General features: G+C 69.9%; 18 protein-coding genes. All 18 read left to right on the top strand.

Annotated features, from left to right (window positions below):
• Positions 1-63: 63 nt before the first annotated feature.
• Complete coding sequence (locus tag BJ971_RS37685; protein ID WP_184998062.1) at positions 64-759, top strand: demethylmenaquinone methyltransferase; 696 nt, start codon at positions 64-66, stop codon at positions 757-759.
• Between the two features lie 51 nt (positions 760-810).
• The gene (locus BJ971_RS37680; protein ID WP_184998061.1) at positions 811-1,119 is read left to right on the top strand and encodes a hypothetical protein; all 309 of its coding nucleotides are present in this window, start codon (positions 811-813) and stop codon (positions 1,117-1,119) included.
• A gap of 98 nt (positions 1,120-1,217) precedes the next feature.
• The gene (locus tag BJ971_RS37675) at positions 1,218-2,516 is read left to right on the top strand and encodes a geranylgeranyl reductase family protein (protein WP_184998060.1); all 1,299 of its coding nucleotides are present in this window, start codon (positions 1,218-1,220) and stop codon (positions 2,514-2,516) included.
• A gap of 78 nt (positions 2,517-2,594) precedes the next feature.
• The gene (locus BJ971_RS37670; RefSeq protein WP_023357563.1) at positions 2,595-2,960 is read left to right on the top strand and encodes an NADH-quinone oxidoreductase subunit A; all 366 of its coding nucleotides are present in this window, start codon (positions 2,595-2,597) and stop codon (positions 2,958-2,960) included.
• 12 nt (positions 2,961-2,972) lie between these two features.
• Positions 2,973-3,644: a NuoB/complex I 20 kDa subunit family protein gene (locus BJ971_RS37665; protein ID WP_184998059.1), complete on the top strand. Its 672-nt coding sequence runs from the start codon at positions 2,973-2,975 to the stop codon at positions 3,642-3,644.
• Positions 3,641-4,333, top strand: a complete 693-nt coding sequence (locus BJ971_RS37660) for an NADH-quinone oxidoreductase subunit C (protein WP_377885243.1) — start codon at positions 3,641-3,643, stop codon at positions 4,331-4,333. Before BJ971_RS37665 ends, BJ971_RS37660 begins: the two co-directional genes overlap by 4 nt.
• Positions 4,330-5,655 (top strand): NADH-quinone oxidoreductase subunit D, encoded by a 1,326-nt coding sequence (locus BJ971_RS37655; protein ID WP_184998058.1) that lies wholly within the window; start codon positions 4,330-4,332, stop codon positions 5,653-5,655. The genes BJ971_RS37660 and BJ971_RS37655 overlap by 4 nt, the downstream gene beginning before the upstream one ends.
• On the top strand, positions 5,656-6,750 hold the full coding sequence (gene nuoE, locus BJ971_RS37650) for an NADH-quinone oxidoreductase subunit NuoE (RefSeq protein WP_184998057.1): 1,095 nt from the start codon (positions 5,656-5,658) through the stop codon (positions 6,748-6,750).
• On the top strand, positions 6,747-8,063 hold the full coding sequence (gene nuoF / locus BJ971_RS37645; RefSeq protein ID WP_184998056.1) for an NADH-quinone oxidoreductase subunit NuoF: 1,317 nt from the start codon (positions 6,747-6,749) through the stop codon (positions 8,061-8,063). Before nuoE ends, nuoF begins: the two co-directional genes overlap by 4 nt.
• Position 8,064: 1 nt before the next feature.
• On the top strand, positions 8,065-10,560 hold the full coding sequence (locus BJ971_RS37640) for an NADH-quinone oxidoreductase subunit G (protein ID WP_184998055.1): 2,496 nt from the start codon (positions 8,065-8,067) through the stop codon (positions 10,558-10,560).
• A 2-nt stretch (positions 10,561-10,562) separates the two neighbouring features.
• A complete protein-coding gene (gene nuoH, locus BJ971_RS37635; RefSeq protein ID WP_260416048.1) occupies positions 10,563-11,957 on the top strand; it encodes an NADH-quinone oxidoreductase subunit NuoH in 1,395 nt (464 codons plus the stop codon).
• A gap of 1 nt (position 11,958) precedes the next feature.
• A complete protein-coding gene (gene nuoI, locus BJ971_RS37630) occupies positions 11,959-12,543 on the top strand; it encodes an NADH-quinone oxidoreductase subunit NuoI (protein ID WP_184998054.1) in 585 nt (194 codons plus the stop codon).
• Positions 12,540-13,313 (top strand): NADH-quinone oxidoreductase subunit J, encoded by a 774-nt coding sequence (locus BJ971_RS37625; RefSeq protein WP_184998053.1) that lies wholly within the window; start codon positions 12,540-12,542, stop codon positions 13,311-13,313. Before nuoI ends, BJ971_RS37625 begins: the two co-directional genes overlap by 4 nt.
• Positions 13,310-13,609, top strand: coding sequence for an NADH-quinone oxidoreductase subunit NuoK (gene nuoK, locus BJ971_RS37620; protein WP_184998052.1), 300 nt, complete (start codon positions 13,310-13,312; stop codon positions 13,607-13,609). Before BJ971_RS37625 ends, nuoK begins: the two co-directional genes overlap by 4 nt.
• Before the next feature lie 12 nt (positions 13,610-13,621).
• A complete protein-coding gene (gene nuoL / locus BJ971_RS37615; protein WP_184998051.1) occupies positions 13,622-15,547 on the top strand; it encodes an NADH-quinone oxidoreductase subunit L in 1,926 nt (641 codons plus the stop codon).
• On the top strand, positions 15,544-17,082 hold the full coding sequence (locus tag BJ971_RS37610) for an NADH-quinone oxidoreductase subunit M (RefSeq protein ID WP_184998050.1): 1,539 nt from the start codon (positions 15,544-15,546) through the stop codon (positions 17,080-17,082). The genes nuoL and BJ971_RS37610 overlap by 4 nt, the downstream gene beginning before the upstream one ends.
• Before the next feature lie 2 nt (positions 17,083-17,084).
• Positions 17,085-18,617, top strand: a complete 1,533-nt coding sequence (gene nuoN / locus BJ971_RS37605) for an NADH-quinone oxidoreductase subunit NuoN (RefSeq protein WP_184998049.1) — start codon at positions 17,085-17,087, stop codon at positions 18,615-18,617.
• Between the two features lie 1,881 nt (positions 18,618-20,498).
• Positions 20,499-21,491: a polyprenyl synthetase family protein gene (locus BJ971_RS37600; protein WP_221479941.1), complete on the top strand. Its 993-nt coding sequence runs from the start codon at positions 20,499-20,501 to the stop codon at positions 21,489-21,491.
• Positions 21,492-21,493 lie beyond the last annotated feature (2 nt).

Here is a 21,493-nt window from a genome sequence, read left to right as displayed (position 1 = left end):
GACCGGCCGCAATCCGGTACCGGGTGGCGGGCCGGGCGCCCGGATGGGGCAGAGTAGGCAGCCGTGACGCGCGCAGACCTGGACAAGCAACCGCACGAGGTCGCCGAGATGTTCGACGGCGTGGCCGAGCGGTACGACCTGACCAACACGGTGCTCTCCTTCGGGCAGGACCGCGGCTGGCGCCGGGCCACCCGGGCGGCGCTGGCGCTGCGGCCGGGCGAGCGGGTCCTCGACGTCGGCGCGGGCACCGGGGTGTCGACCGAGGAGCTGCGCCGCTCGGGCGCCTTCGCGGTCGGCGCGGACCTGTCGACCGGGATGCTCCGGGCGGGCCGGCGCAGCGGCCGGGACGTGCCGCTGGTCGCCGGCGACGCGCTCAGGCTGCCGTTCCCCGACGAGACGTTCGACGCGGTGACGATCTCCTTCGCCCTGCGCAACGTCGTCGACACCCCCGCGGCGCTGCGCGAGCTCGCCCGGGTGACCCGGCCGGGCGGGCGCCTGGTGGTGTGCGAGTTCAGCCACCCGACCGCCGCGGCGTTCCGGAAGGTCTACCTGTCCTATCTGATGCGCAGCCTGCCGGCGGTGGCGCGCGGCGTCTCGAGCAACCCCGAGGCGTACGTCTATCTCGCCGAGTCGATCCGCGCCTGGCCGGACCAGCGGGGGCTGGCCGACCGCATCGCCGCGGCGGGCCCGTGGTCGCGGGTCGGCTGGCGCAACCTGACCGGCGGCATCGTCGCCCTGCACCGGGCCACGAAGAGCTGAAAAAAGGAGTTTGCCCGATTCTCTCCGGTGCAGACTGTTTAGCTCGGACGTATGACGACAATCGACTGTCTTGTCGACGACTCTGACATCGACGACTCCGATATCGACGTTCCGATCGACGACCGGGACCAGGGCGAACGCCGTGCGCAGGAGCTGGCGCATCGTATCCGGACGGTGGCCTTCGTGGATCCGGAACAGGCACAACGGCTGGTGGATGAGCTGATCGTCCGGCTTGACGTCGCGTTGGGCGGTACATTTTCGGAGCACTTGGACGGAGCCGCCCGCGAGGCCGCGGAGCGGGTGATCCGGAAGAGCAGGAACGGCCACGGAGCGGGTGTTTCACCGCCCGGAAACAGTTAGGGTTGCCTAACCCCTATTCGCTTCAATGGCCGTCTTAGACTCCGGACTGGGCTAGCTTGTGAACTGTTTCACGAGCCTGCGCTTGACGGAGGTGAGCCGTGAACGACCTCGCTTACACAGGAGGAAACGTCGCCGACGAGGCCGACGTGATCGTGGTCGGGGCAGGGCCGGGCGGCTCAGCCGCGGCGTACCACATGGCGCGGCACGGCCTGCGGGTTCTGCTGCTGGAGAAGACCGAGTTCCCGCGCGAGAAGGTCTGCGGTGACGGCCTCACTCCACGTGCGACCCGGCAGCTCATCCGGATGGGTGTGGACACCTCCGAGAAGGCCGGCTGGCTCCACAATCGTGGGCTGCGGGTCATCGGCGGCGGCGTGCGTCTCGAACTGGACTGGCCCGAGCTGGCCAGCTTCCCCGACTACGGTCTGGTGCGCACCCGCCTCGACTTCGACGACCTGCTTGCCAAGCGCGCGGTGGAAGCCGGCGCGCTGCTGCGGACCGGGGTCAACGTGACCGGTCCCGTGCTCGACGCGGACGGCTACGCGATCGGGGTGGAGGCCAAGGTCGGCCCCGGTAAGGAACCCACCCAGTATCGCGCGCCGCTGATCGTCGCGGCGGACGGCGTGTCCGGCAAGCTGCCGCTCGCCATGGGGCTCGCCAAGCGCGACGACCGGCCGATCGGCGTCGCCGTCCGGCGCTACTATCACTCGCCGTCGCGCACCGACGACGACTACCTGGAGTCCTGGCTGGAGCTGCGCAGCGCGCAGGACCGCGACCGGCTGCTGCCCGGGTACGGCTGGATCTTCGGCCTCGGCGACGGCCGGGTGAACGTCGGCCTCGGCATCCTCAACTCGTCGAGCGCCTTCGGTAAGACCAATTACCGCGCGATGCTCACCGACTGGCTCAACACGACGCCGGCCGACTGGGGCATGCGCGGCGAGGACAATGCGGACGGCCCGATCCTCGGCGCCGCGCTGCCGATGGGCTTCAACCGGGTTCCGCACTACACACGGGGCATGATGCTCGTCGGCGACTCCGGCGGCATGGTCAACCCGATGAACGGCGAGGGCATCGCGTACGCGATGGAGTCGGGCGAACTGGCCGCTGAGGTGGCCGTACAGGCGCTCGCCCGGCCCGCCGGGGCCGACCGCGAGCGCGCGCTGAGCGCGTACCCGGCGGAGTTGAAGAATCGATTCGGTGGGTACTACCGGCTCGGTGGCGTGTTCGTGAAGCTCATCGGCAATCCGCAGATCATGCGGATCGCCACCCGGCACGGCATGCCGCACCCGACGCTGATGCGCTTCGTGCTCAAGCTCCTGGCCAACCTGACGGATCCACGGGATGGAGACGCCATGGACCGAATCATCAACGGTTTGACGAAGGTCGCACCTGCGGTATGAAAACCAGCCCACCCCGGTCGGGGCCTTGCAAAACCGGATTAATAGTGTGAAGCGGCTAACAGTCGAGCAGGAGACGGCATGACGCTCAATCCTTACGTACCGATCGTCGGTCTGCTGATCCTCGGTGCGCTCTTTGCATTGTTCTCGGTGTCGATCGCGCCCATCGTGGGCCCCAAGCGGTACAACCGCGCCAAGCTCGAGGCCTACGAGTGCGGCATCGAGCCGGCACCCCAGCCGATCGGTGGCGGCCGCTTCCCGGTCAAGTTCTACCTGACCGCGATGCTCTTCATCATCTTCGACATCGAGACCATCTTCCTGTACCCGTGGGCGGTGTCCTTCGAGGCGCTCGGCCTGTTCGGCTTCGTCGAGATGGTCCTCTTCATCGTCACCGTCTTCATCGCCTACACCTACGTGTGGCGGCGCGGCGGACTCAACTGGGACTGAGAGGGGGCGGCTATGGGAATCGAAGAAAAGCTGCCGGCCGGCGTTCTGCTGACGTCTGTAGAGAAGCTCTCCAACTGGGCCCGCAAGTCGTCGTTCTGGGGCGCCACCTTCGGGCTCGCCTGCTGCGCCATCGAGATGATGGCCTCCGGCGGTCCGCACTATGACCTCGGCCGCTGGGGCATGGAGGTCTTCCGGGCCTCGCCCCGCCAGGCCGACCTGATGATCGTCGCCGGCCGGGTGAGCCAGAAGATGGCGCCGGTCGTGCGGCAGATCTACGACCAGATGCCCGAGCCGCGTTCGGTCATCTCGATGGGCGTCTGCGCCTCGTCGGGCGGCATGTTCAACAACTACGCGATCGTGCAGGGCGTCGACCACATCGTGCCGGTCGACATCTACCTGCCGGGCTGCCCGCCGCGGCCCGAGATGCTGATCGACGCGATCCTCAAGATGCGCGAGAAGGTCATGGCCGCGCCGCTCGGCCCGAACGGCCGCAAGATGCTCGAGGCCCGCCGGGCCGAGGGCAAGCTGCCGATCGTCGCGCCCGGCGCGATGCCGTCCTCGTACCGCGCGGACAAGGTCCGCCGGGCCGAGTGGACGCAGGCCGTCAAGGAGGGCCGCGAGGAGCAGCTCCGCATCGAGAACTGGATGAAGCTGCAGCCGCACCTTCGGGAGGGTGGCAAGTGAGCATCTCGCACAATCCTGAGGGCGCTCAGCTGGGTTCGCCGGCGGAGATTCCGGACAACCCGCAGAAGGGCATGTTCGGCATCGAGGGCACCGGCGACGTGTCCGGCTTCGGCGGCCTGGCCCGCCCGCACCCGGCCGTCGCGGGCAGCTCGCGGCCGTACGGCGGCTACTTCGACGAGGTGCACGACGCACTCGAGGAGGCGTACCCCGCCTTCGCCGACGCGATCGAGAAGGTCGTGGTCGACCGGGGTGAGCTGACCCTGCACATCGCGCCGGAGCGGATCGCCGAGGTCGCCCAGATCATGCGCGACGACGAGTCGCTGCGCTTCGAGCTCTGCTCGTCGGTGTCGGGCGTGGACTATCTCGCCTCCGACGCGCGCCGCCTGCACGTCTGCTACGAGCTGCTGTCGATGACCTACCGCCGCCGGGTCCGTCTCGAGACCGCCATCCCGGCCGGCGGCAGCCTGCCGAGCGTGACCGGCGTCTACCCGACCGCCGACTGGCAGGAGCGGGAGGCCTACGACATGTTCGGGGTCATCTTCACCGGCCACCCCAACCTCACCCGGATCCTCATGCCGGATGACTGGGAGGGCCACCCGCAGCGCAAGGACTACCCCCTCGGCGGCGTGCCCGTCGAGTACAAGGGCGCCGAAATTCCGCCGCCGGACCAGCGGAGGGTCTACCAATGACGACATCGGGATACGCGACCGAGCGGGAGACCACCGAGGGGCGCGTCTTCAACGTCACCGGTGGTGACTGGGACACCGTCACCGCCGGCGTCGATCCGCTCAGCAACGAGAAGATCGTCGTCAACATGGGTCCCCAGCACCCGTCGACGCACGGCGTGCTGCGTCTCGTCCTGGAGCTCGAAGGCGAGACGGTGACCGAGGTGCGCCCGGTCGTCGGTTACCTGCACACCGGCATCGAGAAGAGCACGGAGTACCGCAACTGGGTGCAGGGCACGACGTTCGTGACCCGCGCCGACTATCTCGCGCCGATGTTCAACGAGGCCGCGTACTGCCTGGCGGTCGAGAAGCTGCTCGGCATCACCGACGACATCACCGAGCGGGCCAACACGATCCGCGTGCTCATGATGGAGCTCAACCGGATCTCGTCCCACCTGGTCTGGATCGCCACCACGGGCATGGAGCTCGGCGCGATCTCGATGATGCTGTACGGCTTCCGCGAGCGTGAGTACATCCTCGACATCTTCGAGGAGACCTCGGGCCTGCGGATGAACGCGGCGTACATCCGACCGGGCGGCGTCGCGCAGGACATCCCCGACTCGGCGATCAAAAAGATCCGCGACTTCATCAAGTACCTGCCGAAGAAGCTCAAGGAGTACGAGGCGCTGCTCTCCGGCCAGGTCATCTGGCACGAGCGCACCAAGGGCGTCGCCGTGCTCGACGTGACGGGCTGCCTGGCGCTCGGCGTCACCGGCCCGGTGCTGCGCTCGGCCGGCCTGGCCTGGGACCTGCGCAAGACGATGCCGTACTGCGGCTACGAGACGTACAAGTTCGACGTGCCGACCGCGCAGACCGGCGACGTTTGGGGCCGCTACCTGGTCCGGATGGCGGAGATCCGCGAGTCGCTGAAGATCGTCGAGCAGGCGATCGACCGGCTCAAGCCCGGCCCGATCATGATCGCGGACAAGAAGATCGCGTGGCCGGCCCAGCTCGCCCTCGGCGTGGACGGCCTGGGCAACTCGCTCGAGCACGTCGCCAACATCATGGGTCAGTCGATGGAGTCGCTGATCCACCACTTCAAGCTCGTGACCGAGGGCTTCCGGGTGCCGGCGGGCCAGGTCTACGTCGGCATCGAGCACCCGCGTGGCGAGCTCGGCGTGCACGCCGTCTCCGACGGTGGCACGCACCCCTACCGCGTGCACATGCGCGACCCGAGCTTCGTGAACCTCCAGGCCATCCCCGCGATGGCGGAAGGTGCGCTGCTGGCCGACGTCATCGCCGGCGGCGCGTCCCTGGACCCCGTGATGGGTGGGTGTGACCGCTAAATGTCAGAAACCACGGTGGACTTCTCCCCGGCCGCCGCGCCGCTCGCCGAGAAGCTCCTGGAACAGGCCCTAGAGATCATCGGGCGCTACCCGGTGGGGCGCGAGCGCTCGGCGCTGCTGCCGCTGCTGCACCTGGTGCAGACCGAGGAGGGGCACGTCAGCCCCCGCGGCGTCGCGTTCTGCGCCGAGGTCCTGGGCATCAACAAGGCCCAGGTCGGCGCGGTGGCGACGTTCTACACCATGTACAAGCGCCGGCCGACCGGCGAATACCTGGTCAGCGTCTGCACCAACACCCTGTGCAACGTCATGGGCGGCCAGGAGGTCTACGACGGGCTCGTCGAGCACCTCGGCGTCGGCCACGACGAGACCACGGCCGACGGCAAGATCACGCTGGAGCACGCCGAGTGCCTCGCGGCCTGCGACTACGCGCCGGTCGTGACCGTCAACTACGACTTCGCGATCGACAACACCACGCCGCAGGCGGCGGTCGACCTGGTCGAGCAGCTGCGCAAGGACGAGCGGCCGGCGCCGATCCGCGGCGCGCGGATCTGCTCGCTCAAGGAGATGCAGCACCAGCTGGCCGGCTTCGGCGACGAGCGGGACGGCGCGGTCGCCGACGGCCCGGCCGGCGCGCCGACGCTGCGCGGCGTCAGCCTCGCCCGGGAACACGGCATCGCGGTCGCGAACTTCAACATCGACGCCCCGATCACGACGACCAAGCCGGCCCGCGACGAGTCCGCAAAGGCCGTCAAGGACCCGGGACCGGTCCGGGAGAAGCCCGCGCAGACCGGCAAGCTCGCCGCCGCCGGGCGTAAGGCGGCCGGTGCGGTCAAGGCCGCGGTCGGCGCGGTGACCGACAAGGTGGAGCACCGGGCCGCGGGCACGAGCACCGGCGGCGGGGACGTCAAGGACCCGCAGGTGCGCACCGCCCAGCAGCGCAACCCCGACGCGTCGACGCCGACGCCGGACGCGACGAAGACGGACGCCACCGCGGTCCCGTCGAACCCCGCCGAGGCCGCCGGCGTCGCCGACAACCCGCCCGCCGGCGACGGCAAGCCCGCCGGTGACAGCGTCGGTAACGAGGAGAAGAAGTGACCCAGCCACGGCGCGAGGTTCTCGAGAAGCTCACTCCGGTCCTCACCAAGCGCTGGCTCTCGCCGGACGCCTGGCAGATCGACACGTATGAGCGGCTCGACGGGTACGCGGCGGTCCGCAAGGCCCTCGCTGTGCACCCCGACGACCTGATCCAGCTCATCAAGGACTCGGGGCTGCGCGGCCGCGGCGGCGCGGGCTTCCCGACCGGCCTCAAGTGGGGCTTCATCCCGCAGGGCGACGGCAAGCCGCACTACCTGGTCATCAACGCCGACGAGGGCGAGCCGGGCACCTGCAAGGACCTGCCCCTGATGACCTACGACCCGCACTCGCTGATCGAGGGCGCGATCATCGCGTCCTACGCGATCCGGGCCAGCCGGGCGTTCATCTACATCCGCGGCGAGGCCGTGCACGCCGCGCGCCGGCTGCGCAACGCCGTCAAGGAGGCCTACGCCAAGGGCTACCTCGGCGAGAACGTCCTCGGCTCCGGGTTCGACCTGGATCTCGTCGTGCACAGCGGCGCTGGCGCGTACATCTGCGGCGAGGAGACGGCGCTGCTCGACTCGCTGGAGGGCTTCCGCGGCCAGCCCCGGCTGCGCCCGCCGTTCCCCGCGGTCGCCGGCCTGTACGCGAGCCCGACGGTGGTCAACAACGTCGGCACGATCGCGAGCGTGCCGTACATCGTGCTGGGCGGCGCGGACTGGTGGAAGAGCATGGGCACGGAGAAGTCGTCCGGCCCGATGATCTACTCGCTCTCCGGCCGGATCGCCAACCCGGGCCAGTACGAGTGCGGCCTCGGCATCACCCTGCGCGAGCTGATCGAGCTCGCGGGCGGCATGAAGCCGGGCCACAACCTGAAGTTCTGGACGCCGGGCGGATCGTCGACGCCGTTGCTGACCGCCGAGCACATCGACACCGCGATGGACTTCGAGGGTGTCGCCGCGGCCGGCTCGATCCTGGGCACGACGGCGATGCAGATCTTCTCCGACCAGGACTGCCCGGTCTACGCGACCTGGCGCTGGCTGGAGTTCTACCACCACGAGTCCTGCGGCAAGTGCACTCCGTGCCGCGAGGGCAACTACTGGATGGTGCGCACCTACCGCCGGATCCTCTCCGGCCAGGGCACCATCCAGGATCTGGACACCCTCCAGGACACCGCCGACAACATCTTCGGCCGCTCGTTCTGTGGCCTCGGTGACGGTGCCGCGACGCCGGTCATGTCGACGCTGAAGTTCTTCCGCCAGGACTACCTGGACTACATCGAGGGCCGGACCGCTCCGCGGCTGTCCGAGAAGGCCCTGGTAGGAGCGCACTGATATGACGGACGTCGCCAAGAAGACCGACCTGGTCACGCTCACCGTCGACGGTGTAGAGGTGACCGCCGCCAAGGGCGAGCTGGTCATCCGGGTCGCCGAGCGGATGGGCATCGCGATCCCGCGGTTCTGCGACCACCCGCTGCTGGCCCCGGCCGGCGCCTGCCGCCAGTGTCTGGTCGAGGTGGAGGGCCAGCGCAAGCCGGTCGCCTCCTGCACACAGACGGTGGCACCCGGCATGGTGGTCAAGACCCAGCTCAGCTCGCCGGTCGCCGCCAAGGCGCAGGCCGGCGTGATGGAGCTGCTGCTCGCCAACCACCCGCTGGACTGCCCGACCTGCGACAAGGGCGGCGAGTGCCCGCTACAGAACCAGGCGATGTCCAACGGCCGCGCGGAGTCGCGGTTCCACGAGCACAAGCGCGAGTACGAGAAGCCGATCCACATCTCCAGCCAGGTGCTGCTGGACCGCGAGCGCTGCATCCTCTGCCAGCGCTGCACCCGCTTCTCCGAGGAGATCGCCGGCGACAAGTTCATCGACCTGATGGACCGCTCGTCCGGCGAGCAGATCAACGTCTACCGCGACGACTTCTTCGGCGGCGAGGGCTTCGGCGACGGTGACGCCGGCGAGGACCCGGGCGACGTGCCGTTCAACTCGTACTTCTCCGGCAACACCATCCAGATCTGCCCGGTCGGTGCGCTGACCGGCGAGCAGTACCGGTTCCGCGCCCGGCCGTTCGACCTGGTCTCCTCGCCGACGTCGTGCGAGCACTGCGCGGCCGGCTGCGCGCAGCGCGCCGACCACCGCCGCGGCAAGGTGCTGCGGCGCCTCGCCGGCGACGACCCGGCGGTCAACGAGGAGTGGAACTGCGACAAGGGCCGGTGGGGCTTCCGCTACGCCACCGCCTTCGACCGCATCACCACACCGCAGATCCGCGACGCCGGCACCGGCGAGCTGCGCGAGGCCTCGTGGAGCGAGGCGCTGCTCGCCGCCGCCGAGGGCCTGAAGGCCGCGAAGGGCCAGGGCGTCGGCGTGCTCACCGGCGGCCGCCTCACGGTCGAGGACGCGTACGCGTACGCGAAGTTCGCCCGGATCGCGCTCGGCACCAACGACATCGACTTCCGGGCCCGGCCGCTGCGCGCGGCGGGCTCCTCGCTGCGCGTCGACGAGGAGGCGGAGTTCCTCGCCGCCTCGATCGCCGCCGGGTCGGACGTGACCTACGAGGACGTCGAGGACGCCCCCGCGGCGGTCATCGTCGGCCTGGAGCCGGAGGAGGAGTGCCCCATCCTCTTCCTGCGGCTGCGCAAGGGCCACGACAGGAAGAAGCTCAAGGTCACGGCCGTGGCGCCGTACCTGAGCCGCGGTTTTGAAAAGCTCGGCGCGACCCTGGTCGCGGCCGTGCCCGGCGATGAGGCCCGGCTGCTCGCCACCGACGCGACGGTGACCGGGGCGCTCAGCGAGCCCGGTGCCCTGCTGCTCGTCGGCGAGCGGCTCGCGAGCGTGCCCGGCGGCCTGTCCGCCGCCGCCGCGCTGGCCGCCCGGACCGGAGCCCGCCTCGCGTGGGTGCCCCGGCGCGCGGGCGACCGCGGCGCGGTCGACGCCGGCTGCCTGCCCAACCTGCTGCCCGGCGGCCGTCCGGTCACCGACGCGGTCGCGCGGGCCGAGCTGATCAAGGCCTGGGGTGTCGAGGAGGGCGCGCTGCCCGGCGCCGTCGGCCGCGACACCGACGCGATCGTTGCGGCGGCCGCCGACGGCACGCTCGGCGCGCTGCTGGTCGCGGGCGTCGACCCGGCCGACCTGGCCGATCCGCGCCTGGCCGAGCAGGCGCTCGACGCCGTGCCGTTCGTGGTCAGCCTCGAACTGCGCCAGAGCGCGGTCACCCGGCGCGCCGACGTGGTGCTGCCGGTCGCGCCCGCCGCCGAGAAGCCCGGCACCTACATGGACTGGGAGGGCCGGCTGCGGACCTTCGAGGCCGTGCTCAACACCACGTCGATGACCGACGGCCGGGTGCTGGAGGCCATCGCGGCGCTGATGGACGTCGCGCTCGGCACCGGCGACGTCTCCTCGATCCGCCGCGAGCTGGGCAGCATCCCGGCGAGCCGGAGCGACCGTCCGGCCGTGCCGGCCGTCGCCGCGGCCGAGCCGGCCAAGCCCGGTGCCGGCGAGGCGGTCCTCGCGTCCTGGCATCACCTGATCGACCTCGGTTCGATGCTCGACGGCGACGAGGTGCTGGCCGGGACGGCCCGCACGCCGCTCGCGCGCATCGGCAAGGACCTCGCCGAGTCGCTCGGCGTCGCCGACGGCGACGCCGTCACGGTCGGCACCGACCGCGGCGCGATCACGCTGCCGGCGGCGATCACCGATCTGCCCCCGCAGGTGGTGTGGCTGCCCACGAACTCGCCGGGCTCGACGCTGCGTCGCAGCCTCGGCGTCACCTCGGGTGCGGTGGTCCGGCTCAGCGCCGGCAAGCCGGGTCCGATCCTCGCTCAGGGGGCGAACTGATGATGACCTCGGCGATGATCCTCGCCAACGCGCAGGACCCGACGCTGGAGACGTTCGAGAACGACGTCTGGTGGATCGTGCTCATCAAGCTGCTGGGTGTCTTCGTCATCCTGCTGCTGCTGACACTGTTCACGATCAACTACGAGCGCAAGGTCGTGGCCAGGATGGCGGTCCGCCCGGGCCCCAACCAGGTCGGGCCGAAGGGCTGGCTGCAAAGCCTCTCGGACGGCGTGAAGCTGCCGTTCAAGGAGGAGATCATCCCGAAGACCGCCGACAAGGTGGTCTACTTCATCGCGCCGGTGATCTCGGCGACGGTCGCGTTCACCGCGTTCTCGGTGATCCCGTTCGGGCCGGTCGTGACGATGTTCGGGCAGTCGACCGCGCTACAGCTCACCGACGTGCCAGTCTCCGTGCTCGTGCTGCTCGCCTGCTCCTCGATGGCCGTGTACGGCGTCGTGCTGGCCGGCTGGGCGTCGGGCTCGACGTACCCGCTGCTGGGCGGCCTGCGGTCGAGCGCGCAGATGATCTCGTACGAGGTCGCGATGGGCCTGTCCATCGTCGCGGTCTTCATGACCGCGGGAACCATGTCGACCTCGCAGATCGTCGCGGCACAGGCCGGCAGCGATCCGTCGACAAGGGTGGACATCTTCGGGATCCAGCCGACGCCGCCGAGCTGGTACGCCGTGCTGCTGCTGCCGAGCTTCATCATCTACTGCATCTCGGCGGTCGGCGAGACCAACCGTGCGCCGTTCGACCTGCCCGAGGCGGAGTCCGAGCTGGTCGGCGGCTTCCACACCGAGTACTCGTCGTTCAAGTTCGCGCTCTTCTTCCTCGCCGAGTACATCAACATGATCACCGTCTCGGCGTTCGCGACCACACTGTTCCTGGGCGGCTGGCGGGCGCCGGCTCCGATCACCACCTGGTGGGCGGGCGCCAACTCCGGTTACTGGCCGCTGCTCTGGTGGCTCGGCAAGGTGCTGATCCTGCTGTTCGGCTTCATCTGGCTGCGGGCGACCCTGCCCCGGATGCGCTACGACCAGTTCATGCGCTTCGGCTGGAAGGTGCTCATCCCGGTCAACCTGGTCTGGATCCTCTTCCTGGCCGGGGTCCGGGTCACCAACACCCGGGTCGAGGGCAGCGCCCGCATCGTGGTCTACATCGTCGCCGCGGTGCTGGTGCTCGGCATCGCGCTGCTCTGGCCGGCCAGCAAGAAGGCACGCGTGTACTCCATCGAGGAACAGCTCGCCGCCCGGCCACCGGGCAGCTTCCCGGTGCCGCCGATGGACCTCCAGGTGCCGCCCAGTCCGCGGGCGCGCCGCGCGGTCGCCGAACGCCAGCCGGCCACGGTCGGCGGCACGACTCCCAGCCCGGACGACACGTCAGACAAGGAGGTGTGACGTGGGAACGTTCACGGGCTCGTTCAAGGGCTTCGGGGTCACCTTCGCGCACATGTTCCGCAAGGTCATCACGACCGACTATCCGTTCTCGCCGCCGAAGCCGGCGCCGCGCTACCACGGCCGGCACATCCTCAACCGGCACCCGGACGGCCTGGAGAAGTGCATCGGCTGCGAGCTGTGCGCCTGGGCCTGCCCGGCCGACGCGATCTACGTCGAGGGCGGCGACAACACCGACGAGCAGCGCTTCTCGCCCGGTGAGCGGTACGCGAGCATCTACCAGATCAACTACGCGCGCTGCATCTTCTGCGGCCTGTGCATCGAGGCGTGCCCGACCCGTTCGCTGACCATGAGCAACGAGTACGAGCTCGCCCGCGACAACCGCCAGGACCTCATCTTCACCAAGAAGGAGCTCCTGGCGCCGCTGCTGCCCGGCATGGAGCAGCCGCCGCACCCGATGCGGCTCGGCGAGACCGACAAGGACTACTACCTCGGCGCGCTGACCAACCCGGGCACCTCCGCCGGCGCCGAGCGGGCGCCGCTGACGCCGGCGGTCGTCAAGGACGCGCTCGGCGAGGTGGCCCGATGATCGCCCTCGCGGCTGAGGCCGCCGGCCAGGTCTCCACCGGCGAGGCGTGGGCCTTCTGGATCCTGGCCCCGCTCGCCGTCATCGGCGCGCTGGGCATGGTCCTGGCGCGCAACGCCGTGCACTCCGCCCTGTGGCTGATCGTCACCATGCTCAACCTGGGCTTCATCTACGTGATCAACCAGGCGCCGTTCCTCGGCGCGGTGCAGATCATCGTCTACACCGGCGCGATCATGATGCTCTTCCTGTTCGTGCTGATGCTCGTCGGCCGCGACGTGTCCGACTCGCTGATCGAAACCCTGCGCGGGCAGCGGATCGCCGCCATCCTGCTGGGTGTCGCCTTCGGCATGCTCGTCGCGACGGGCCTGGCCCGCTCGCTGGGCGGCACCGAGGTCGTCGGCCTGGCCGAGGCGAACGGTGCCTACGGCGGCAACGTGCAGGGCATCGCCCGGCTGCTGTTCACCAAGTACGTGTTCGGCTTCGAGGTCACCTCCGCGCTGCTGATCACGGCGGCCGTCGGTGCCATGGTGCTCGCGCACGTCGAGCGCGCCAAGGAAGAGATCGCCGACCAGGTCACGCGCATGAAGGCGCGCTTCCGGCCGGGCACCTATCCGGGACCGAAACCCGGCCCCGGCGTCTACGCGAACACGATGTCGGTCGCCGTGCCGGCCCGGCTGCCGGACGGTAACGGCACCGAGCGCAGCATCTCGCCGATCCTGCCCGTGCGCGAGCTGACCGCCGGCGAGGCCGCACCGAAGAGGACAGAGAAGTGACACCTGACTACTACCTTGTGCTGGCGACGATCCTGTTCACCATCGGCGCCGCGGGCGTACTCGTGCGCCGCAACGCGATCGTGCTGTTCATGTGCATCGAGCTGATGCTGAACGCCGCGAACCTCGCGCTGGTGACCTTCAGCCGGATCAACGGCACGCTCGACGGCCAGATCATCTCGTTCTTCGTGATGGTGGTCGCGGCGGCCGAGGTCGTGGTCGGCCTGGCCATCATCATGTCGATCTTCCGGACGCGGCGCTCGGCCAGCGTCGACGACGCCAACCTCCTCAAGTACTAAAGGGGCCTTCACGTGGAACAGACAGTGGAGTATGCCCACGCGACCGGGCTGCTGAGCGGGATCTGGCTGCTGGTGGCCATTCCGCTCGCCAGCGCGGCGGTCCTGCTCCTGCTGGGCAGGAAGGCCGACAAGTGGGGGCACTGGCTCGGCGTAGTGGCGGTCGCCGTGCCGTTCGTCCTCGGCCTGTCGATGTTCTTCAGCCTGCGCGGCCTCGACCCAGACGCCCGGGCCGCGGAGCAGAGCCTGTGGGACTTCATCGTGGTCGGCGGGCTGCACGTGGAGTTCGGGTTGCTCTTCGACCCGCTGGCCGCGGTCTTCGTCCTGCTGATCACCGGTGTCGGCTCGCTGATCCACCTGTACGCGGTCGGCTACATGGAGCACGACCCGGAGCGGCGGAAGTTCTTCGCCTACTTCAACCTCTTCGTCGCCGCGATGCTGCTGCTGGTCCTCGGCAACAACTACGTGATGCTCTACTTCGGCTGGGAGGGCGTCGGCCTGGCGTCGTACCTGCTGATCTCGTTCTGGTACGTCCGGCCGTCGGCGGCCACCGCCGGTAAGAAGGCGTTCCTGATGAACCGGGTCGGCGACGCCGGCCTGGCCATCGGCATCTTCCTGCTCTTCGCCACGCTGGGCACCACCCAGTACGACGAGGTGTTCAACGGCGTCGGCGCGCTCTCCGGCACCACGGTGCTGGTACTCGGCATCCTGCTGCTGCTCGGCGCGGCCGGCAAGTCCGGCCAGTTCCCGCTCCAGGCCTGGCTCCCCGACGCGATGGAGGGCCCGACCCCGGTCTCGGCCCTGATCCACGCCGCGACGATGGTCACCGCCGGCGTCTACCTCATCGCCCGGTCCAACCCGATCTTCTCGGCGAACACCACGCTCCAGACGATCGTGGTCAGCGTCGGCGCGCTCACGCTGCTGCTGGGCTGCATCATCGGCGCCGCCAAGGACGACATCAAGCGGGTCCTGGCCTGGTCGACGGTCAGCCAGATCGGCTACATGTTCCTCGGTGTCGGTCTCGGCGGCGGCGCGTACTCGCTGGCCATCGTCCACCTGCTGGCGCACGGCTTCTTCAAGGCCAACATGTTCCTCGGCGCCGGCTCGGTCATGCACGGCATGCACGATCAGGTCGACATCCGGCGCTTCGGCGCGCTGTCGAAGTACATGCGGTGGACCTGGCTGACCTTCATGATGGGCTGGCTCGCCATCATCGGCATCCCGCCGCTGTCCGGCTTCTTCACCAAGGAGCCGATCATCGTGGCGGCCTTCGAGCGCGGCGACTGGACCTCGTGGCTGTACGGCGGGGCCGCCCTGCTCGGCGCCGGGCTGACCGCCTTCTACATGACGCGGCTGTTCATCCTCACCTTCCACGGCCCGAAGCGGTGGACCGAGGACATCAAGGAGCCGCACGAGTCGCCGTACATCATGACCGTCCCGCTGATGCTGCTGGCCCTCGGCTCGATCGGCGCCGGTTTCCTGATGAAGACAAGCGTCCCGCGCTGGCTGGAGCCGGTCCTCGGCCCGGAGGTCGCGGAGCACGAGCCGGTGCTGTCGCACGGCGTGATCACCGCCCTCTCGCTGGTCCTCACCGTCCTCGGCGCGGGCGTCGCGTACGCGCTGTTCCGCAAGGGCACCGCCGAGCAGGAGCAGCCCGCCGGCGTGCTGGTCACGGCCGCTCGCCGCAACCTCTACACCGACGCCTTCAACGAGGCGGTGTTCGAGCGGCCCGGCATCTACCTGACCCGCGCGCTGGTCTTCCTGGACAACAGGGGCATCGACGGCGCGGTGAACGGCCTCGCGGCCACGGTCGGCGGCAGCTCGGGTCGCCTGCGCAGGCTACAGACCGGTTTCGTCCGCTCGTATGCGTTGTCCATGCTCACCGGCGTAGTTCTGGTCGTCGGTGCCTTCCTCGCAATCCAGTTGGGATGGTTGGCGTGACCGACTTTCCGTTCTTGCCCTTCCTGACGGTGATCCCCCTGGTGGGGGCGGCCGTGGTGGCCTGTATCCCGAGGGCCAAGGCACAGCTGGCCAAGACGATCGCCTTGGGCTGGTCGCTGGTCGTGCTCGTGCTGAGCATCGTCATGTGGATCGTCTTCGAGGTCGGCGGCGACCGCTTCCAGTTCACCTGGTCGAAGCCGTGGATCCCGACCTGGGACGTCCGGTTCACGTTCGCCGCGGACGGCATCGCCCTGGTGATGCTGATGCTGATCGCGATCCTGGTACCGGCCGTGATCCTGGCGTCGTGGCACGACGTCGACGAGGCCACGCGGAGCGTGCCGGCGTACTTCGCCCTGCTGCTCACCCTCGAATGCACGATGATCGGCGTCTTCGCGGCCGCCGACGTGTTCCTGTTCTACGTGTTCTTCGAGGTCATGCTCGTGCCGATGTACTTCATCATCGGCTCGTACGGCGGCGCCCGGCGGCAGTACGCGGCGGTCAAGTTCTTCCTCTACTCGCTGGTCGGCGGCCTCTTCATGCTGGCCGCGGTGATCGGCCTCTGGGTCGTCGGCGGGCACACGTTCGACTGGCAGAAGCTCAGCGACGTCTCGGCGGCGTTCGACACCAACACCGCGCGCTGGCTGTTCCTCGGCTTCTTCATCGCTTTCGCGGTCAAGGCGCCGTTCTTCCCGTTCCACACCTGGCTGCCCGACGCCGGTGTCGCCGCCCCGGCGCCCGCCGCGGCGCTGCTGGTCGGCGTGCTCGACAAGGTCGGCACCTTCGGCATCCTGCGGTACTGCCTGCCGCTGTTCCCGGAGGCGTCGCGCTGGTTCGCGCCGGCGGCCCTGGTCCTCGGTGTCATCGGCATCATCTACGCGGCGCTGCTGGCGGTCGGCCAGAACGACCTGAAGCGGCTGGTGTCGTACACCTCGATCGCGCACTTCGGGTTCATCGGCATCGGCATCTTCGCCTTCACCACCCAGGCGGGCACCGGCTCGGTGCTGTACATGGTCAACCACGGCCTCGCGACCGGCCTGCTCTTCCTGGTCGTCGGCATGTTCGTCGCCCGCCGAGGCTCGGCGCTGACCAGCGACTTCGGCGGGGCCGGCAAGCTGGTCCCGGTGCTGGCGGGAATCCTGTTCTTCGCCGGTCTCGCGTCGCTGGCGCTGCCCGGCACCGCGCCGTTCGTCAGCGAGTTCCTGGTGCTGATCGGCACGTTCACCGTGCACAAGACCTACGCCGTCATCGCCACCACGGGCATCATCCTGGCCGCGGCGTACGTGCTCTGGATGGTGCAGCGCACCACGCAGGGCACGCTGAACCCGACATTGACCGAGTACCCGGCCATGCACAAGGACATCACGCTGCGCGAGAAGGTCGTGGTCGCGCCGCTGGTGGTCCTCCTGCTGGTCCTGGGCTTCTACCCGAAGCCCGTCACCGATGTGATCAATCCGGCGGTAGAGGCAACCATGCAGGACGTCGGCACGACCGATCCCGCACCAACGGCGGTCGCGAACGGAAAGGTGGCGCCGTAGCCATGGGAGACGTCCAACTACCCGAGATCAATTACGCCGCCCTGTCGCCGATGTTGATCCTCTTCGGCGCGGCCTGCCTCGGCATCCTGCTCGAAGCGATCCTGCCGCGCCACCGCCGCAACATGATCCAGCTGATCCTGGCCCTGGTCGCCGTCGTCGCCGCGCTGATCGCGGTGATCATCGGCCGCGACACCCGGACGCTGACCATCGGCGGCGCGGTCGCCATCGACGGCCCCACGCTGTTCCTGCAAGGCTCGATCCTGCTGCTCGGCCTCGTGTCGCTGCTGCTGATCGGCGAACGCTCCGTCGAGGCCGGCGGCGCGTTCGTCTCCCAGGCGGCGATCACCGTCGGCTCGGAGAAGGACCTGAAGCAGGCGAGCAGCGAGCCGGGCGCCACGGAGGTCTACCCGCTGGCCGTCTTCACCCTCGGCGGCATGCTGCTGTTCGTGGCCGCGAACGACCTGCTGACCATGTTCGTGGCCCTCGAGGTCTTCTCCCTCCCGCTGTACCTGCTCTGCGCGCTGGCCCGCCGCCGGCGCCTGCTCAGCCAGGAGGCGGCGCTCAAGTACTTCCTGCTCGGCTCGTACGCCTCGGCGTTCTTCCTGTTCGGCGTGGCCCTGCTCTACGGCTTCGCCGGCGCGATCGACCTTGCCGCCATCCACACCGCGGTGGCCGACCCGACCCGCAGCGAGGTGCTCCTCTTCGGCGGCCTGGCCCTGGTGTCGATCGGCCTGCTCTTCAAGTGCGCGGCGGTCCCGTTCCACGTCTGGACCCCGGACGTCTACCAGGGCTCCCCGACGTCGGTCACGGCCCTGATGGCGGCCTGCACCAAGGTCGCGGCCTTCGGCGCCCTGCTGCGCGTCCTCTACGTGGCCTTCGAGGGCGTCCGCTGGAACTTCCAGCCGGTCCTCGGCGTGATCGCGATCCTGACGATGCTGGTCGGCGCGATCCTGGCGGTCACGCAGACGGACATGAAGCGGCTGCTGGCGTACTCCTCGATCGCCAACGCGGGCTACCTGATGGTGGGCGTCCTGGCGCTCAACAAGGATGGCCTGTCCAGCACGATGTTCTACCTGGTCGCCTACGGCTTCTCGGTACTGGCGGCCTTCGGCATCGTCTCCCTGGTCCGCGACGCGGACGGCGAGGCGACCCACCTGTCCCGCTGGGCGGGCCTGGGCCGCAAGAGCCCACTGTTCGCCGCCGCCTTCTCCTTCATCATGCTCGCCTTCGCCGGCATCCCCCTGACCAGCGGCTTCACCAGCAAGTTCGCGGTCTTCGGCGCCGCAGTCGACGGCGGCCAGACCTGGCTCGTCATCGTCGGCGTCATCACCAGCATGGTGCTGGCCTTCCCGTACCTGCGCGTAATCGTGATGGTCTGGCTCTCAGAGCCGGGCGAAACAACCCCGTCGGTCTCGATCCCAGGCTTCCTAACCTCGGCCGCCCTGGTAATCGGCGTAATCGTGACCCTGATCCTGGGCGTTGTCCCGGCCCCCCTGCTGGACCTCACCAACGACGCCGCCCAGTTCGTCCGATAACCACCAACCCCAAAAGGCCCCGATTCCTGGTCTCCAGGTCGGGGCCTTTTAGTGTCCTCCTAGCGAAGATCAACAGCAGGACCATGTCGTGCCTGATTGCATGGCACAGACCGCCGCTCCCGCCGAGACCGGGCGGGGGCGGCCAATCGCCTGGCGGCTCATGAGCGGCCACCCCCACCCTGCCAGCTCCGTGCTCCCCACCACCAAACCCACGAACCGAGCCCACCCGTCACCCAGCCCAGCCCAACACGGCCCGGCTCGCCCCCGGTCCGCTCCGACTGGCTTAGCTTCGTCTGGCCCGGCCCGGCCCAGCCCAGCTCGGTCCGGCCTGGCTCGCTCCAGCCCGGCCCAGCCCGGCCCGGCCCGGCCCGGTCCGGCTCGGCCCGGTCCGGCTCGGCCCTGGTCGGTCCGGCTTGGTCTGGCCCGGCTCGGCCCAGCTCGGTCCGGCTCGGTTCGGCCTGGCTCGGTCCTGCTCGGTTCGGCCTGGTCCGGCTCGGCTCGGCTCGGTCCGGTCCGGTCTGGCTCGGTCCGGCCTGGCTCGCTCCGGTCCGGTCCGGTCCGGCTCGGCCCCGGTTCGGTCCGGCTTGGTCTGGCCCGGCTCGGCTCGGCCCGGCCCAGCTCGGTCTAGCCCGGCCCGGCCCGGCCCAGCCCAGCTCGGTTCGGTCTGGTCCGGCTTGGCCCCGGCTCGGCCCGGCTCCAGCTCGGCTCGGTTCGGTTCGGCCTAGCTCGGTTCGGCCCACCCCGCCCCGGTTCGGCCCGGTTCGGTTCGGCCCGGTTCGTCCGGCCCGGTTCGGTCCGGCTTGGTCCGGCCCGGCCTAGCTCGGCTCGGTCCGGTTCGATCTGGCTTGGCCCCGGCTCGGCCCGGCCCGGCCCAGCTCGGCTCGGTCCGGTCCGGTCCGGCCCAGCTCGGCTCGGTCCGGCCCAGCTCGGTCCGGTCCGGTCCGGCCCGGCCCAGCTCGGCTCGGTTCGGCTCGGTTCGGCTCGGTCCGGCCCACCCCGCCCCGCACCGACCCGGCCCCGCCCCGCCCCCCGCACCGACCCGGTCCGGTTCGGTCCGGTTCGGCTCGGTTCGGTCCGCCCGGCTTGGTCCGGCTCGGTCCGGCTCGGTCCGGCCGAGCCCAGCCCAGCTCGGTCCGGTTCGGTTCGGTTCGGCCCACCCCACCCCGCACCGGCTCGGCCTACCCCGCCCCGCTCGGTCCGGTCCGGTCCGGCCCCACCCGCCCCGCCCCGCACCGACCCGGCCCGGCCTGGCTCGGCCCGGCCCACCCCGCACCGACCCGGCTCGGCCCGGCCCGGCCTGGCTTGGCTTGGCTTGGCTTGGCTTGGCTTGGCTTGGTCTAGCCCGGCCCGCCGCACCCACCCCGCACCGGCTCGGCCCACCCCGCACCCGGCTCGGCCCACCCCGCACCCGGCTCGGTCCGGTCCGGCCTACCCCATCCCATCCCATCCCGCCCCGCACCGCCCCGCCCCGCACCGGCTCGGTCCGGCACGCGCCTCACCGCCCGGCCCGGATCGGATCGGATTGGCGGAGCGGGGTGAGGGGGGTTGGGTTGGGTGGAGTTTGTGGAGTTTGTGGAGTTTGTGGACTTGGGGGTGGTTGGTTCGTGGTTGGGGTGGGGACTTGGGCGGCGGCGGCCTGATCAGAGGTGGTGTGCAGGGGCTTGGGGGCGGGAGCCTTGGTGGACATTTCTGGATCCGTATTTTGGGATGTTTTGGATCTTGGTCTTCGGTTCGTCGGCGGTGTGGGGCGGGCTGGCTCGGTCGACATTTCCGGATCGGTGCCTTGGCGTGGTTTTGGACCTTGCAGTTGGCCCCCCTGAGGCGGCCCTTGTCGGGGGCGTATGGCATCGTGAAAGTGTGGTGAGCACCGGAGACAGCGCGCTGACGTCGCTTGGCCTCGACATAGACCCTGCGGTCGACGTGTCGGTGTCGGCGACTCTTGCTGCTGTGGAGGATGCGCTGCGCAGCAATGTCGCCAGCGCCGATCCGCTGGTGGCCGAGGCCTCGCGGCACCTGATGGACGCCGGCGGCAAGCGGTTCCGGCCCCTGATTCTGGCGCTGGGCGCCCAGATGGGCGATCCCTCGCGGGCCGAGATCGTGCCGGCCGCGCTGGTCGTCGAGCTGACCCACCTGGCCACGCTCTACCACGACGACGTCATGGACGAGGCCACCGTGCGGCGCGGTGCGCCGAGCGCCAACGCGCGGTGGGGCAACTCCGTCGCCATCCTGATCGGCGACTACCTGTTCGCCCGGGCCGCCGACATCGCGGCCTCGCTCGGTCCCGAGGCCGTTCACCTGCAGGCGCGGACGTTCGCGCGGCTGGTGCACGGGCAGATCGCCGAGACCGTCGGGCCGCGCGGTTCCGACCCGATCGAGCACCACCTGAGCGTCATCGCCGACAAGACGGCCTCGCTGATCGCCACCTCAGCCCGCTTCGGCGGGCTCTTCTCCGGCGTGACGCCGGCGCAGGTCGAGGCGCTCACCGGCTACGGCGAGACGATCGGCATCGCGTTCCAGCTCTCCGACGACCTGCTCGACATCGCCTCCGAGTCGGTGCAGTCGGGCAAGACGCCCGGCACCGACCTCCGCGAGGGCGTGCCCACGCTTCCGGTGCTCTACGCGCTGGCCGACGACGACACCGACGGTGCCGCGGTGCGCCTTCGTGAGCTGCTCGCCTCCGGGCCGCTTGTCGACGACGCGCTGCACGCCGAGGCGCTCGGGCTGCTGCGGGAGTCCGCGGCGATGAAGCGGGCCCGCGAGACCGTCCGCACCTACGCGGAGGAGGCCCGGGCCCAGCTCGCCGGGCTGCCGGCGGGTTCGCCCCGCCGGGCTATGGAGTCGCTGTGCGACTTCATCGCAGACCGCACCAGCTGACT

Origin of the sequence: Amorphoplanes digitatis (assembly GCF_014205335.1) — a bacterium.
Taxonomy (GTDB): Bacteria; Actinomycetota; Actinomycetes; order Mycobacteriales; family Micromonosporaceae; genus Actinoplanes; species Actinoplanes digitatus.
This window is presented reverse-complemented; position numbering and strand designations above follow the sequence as displayed.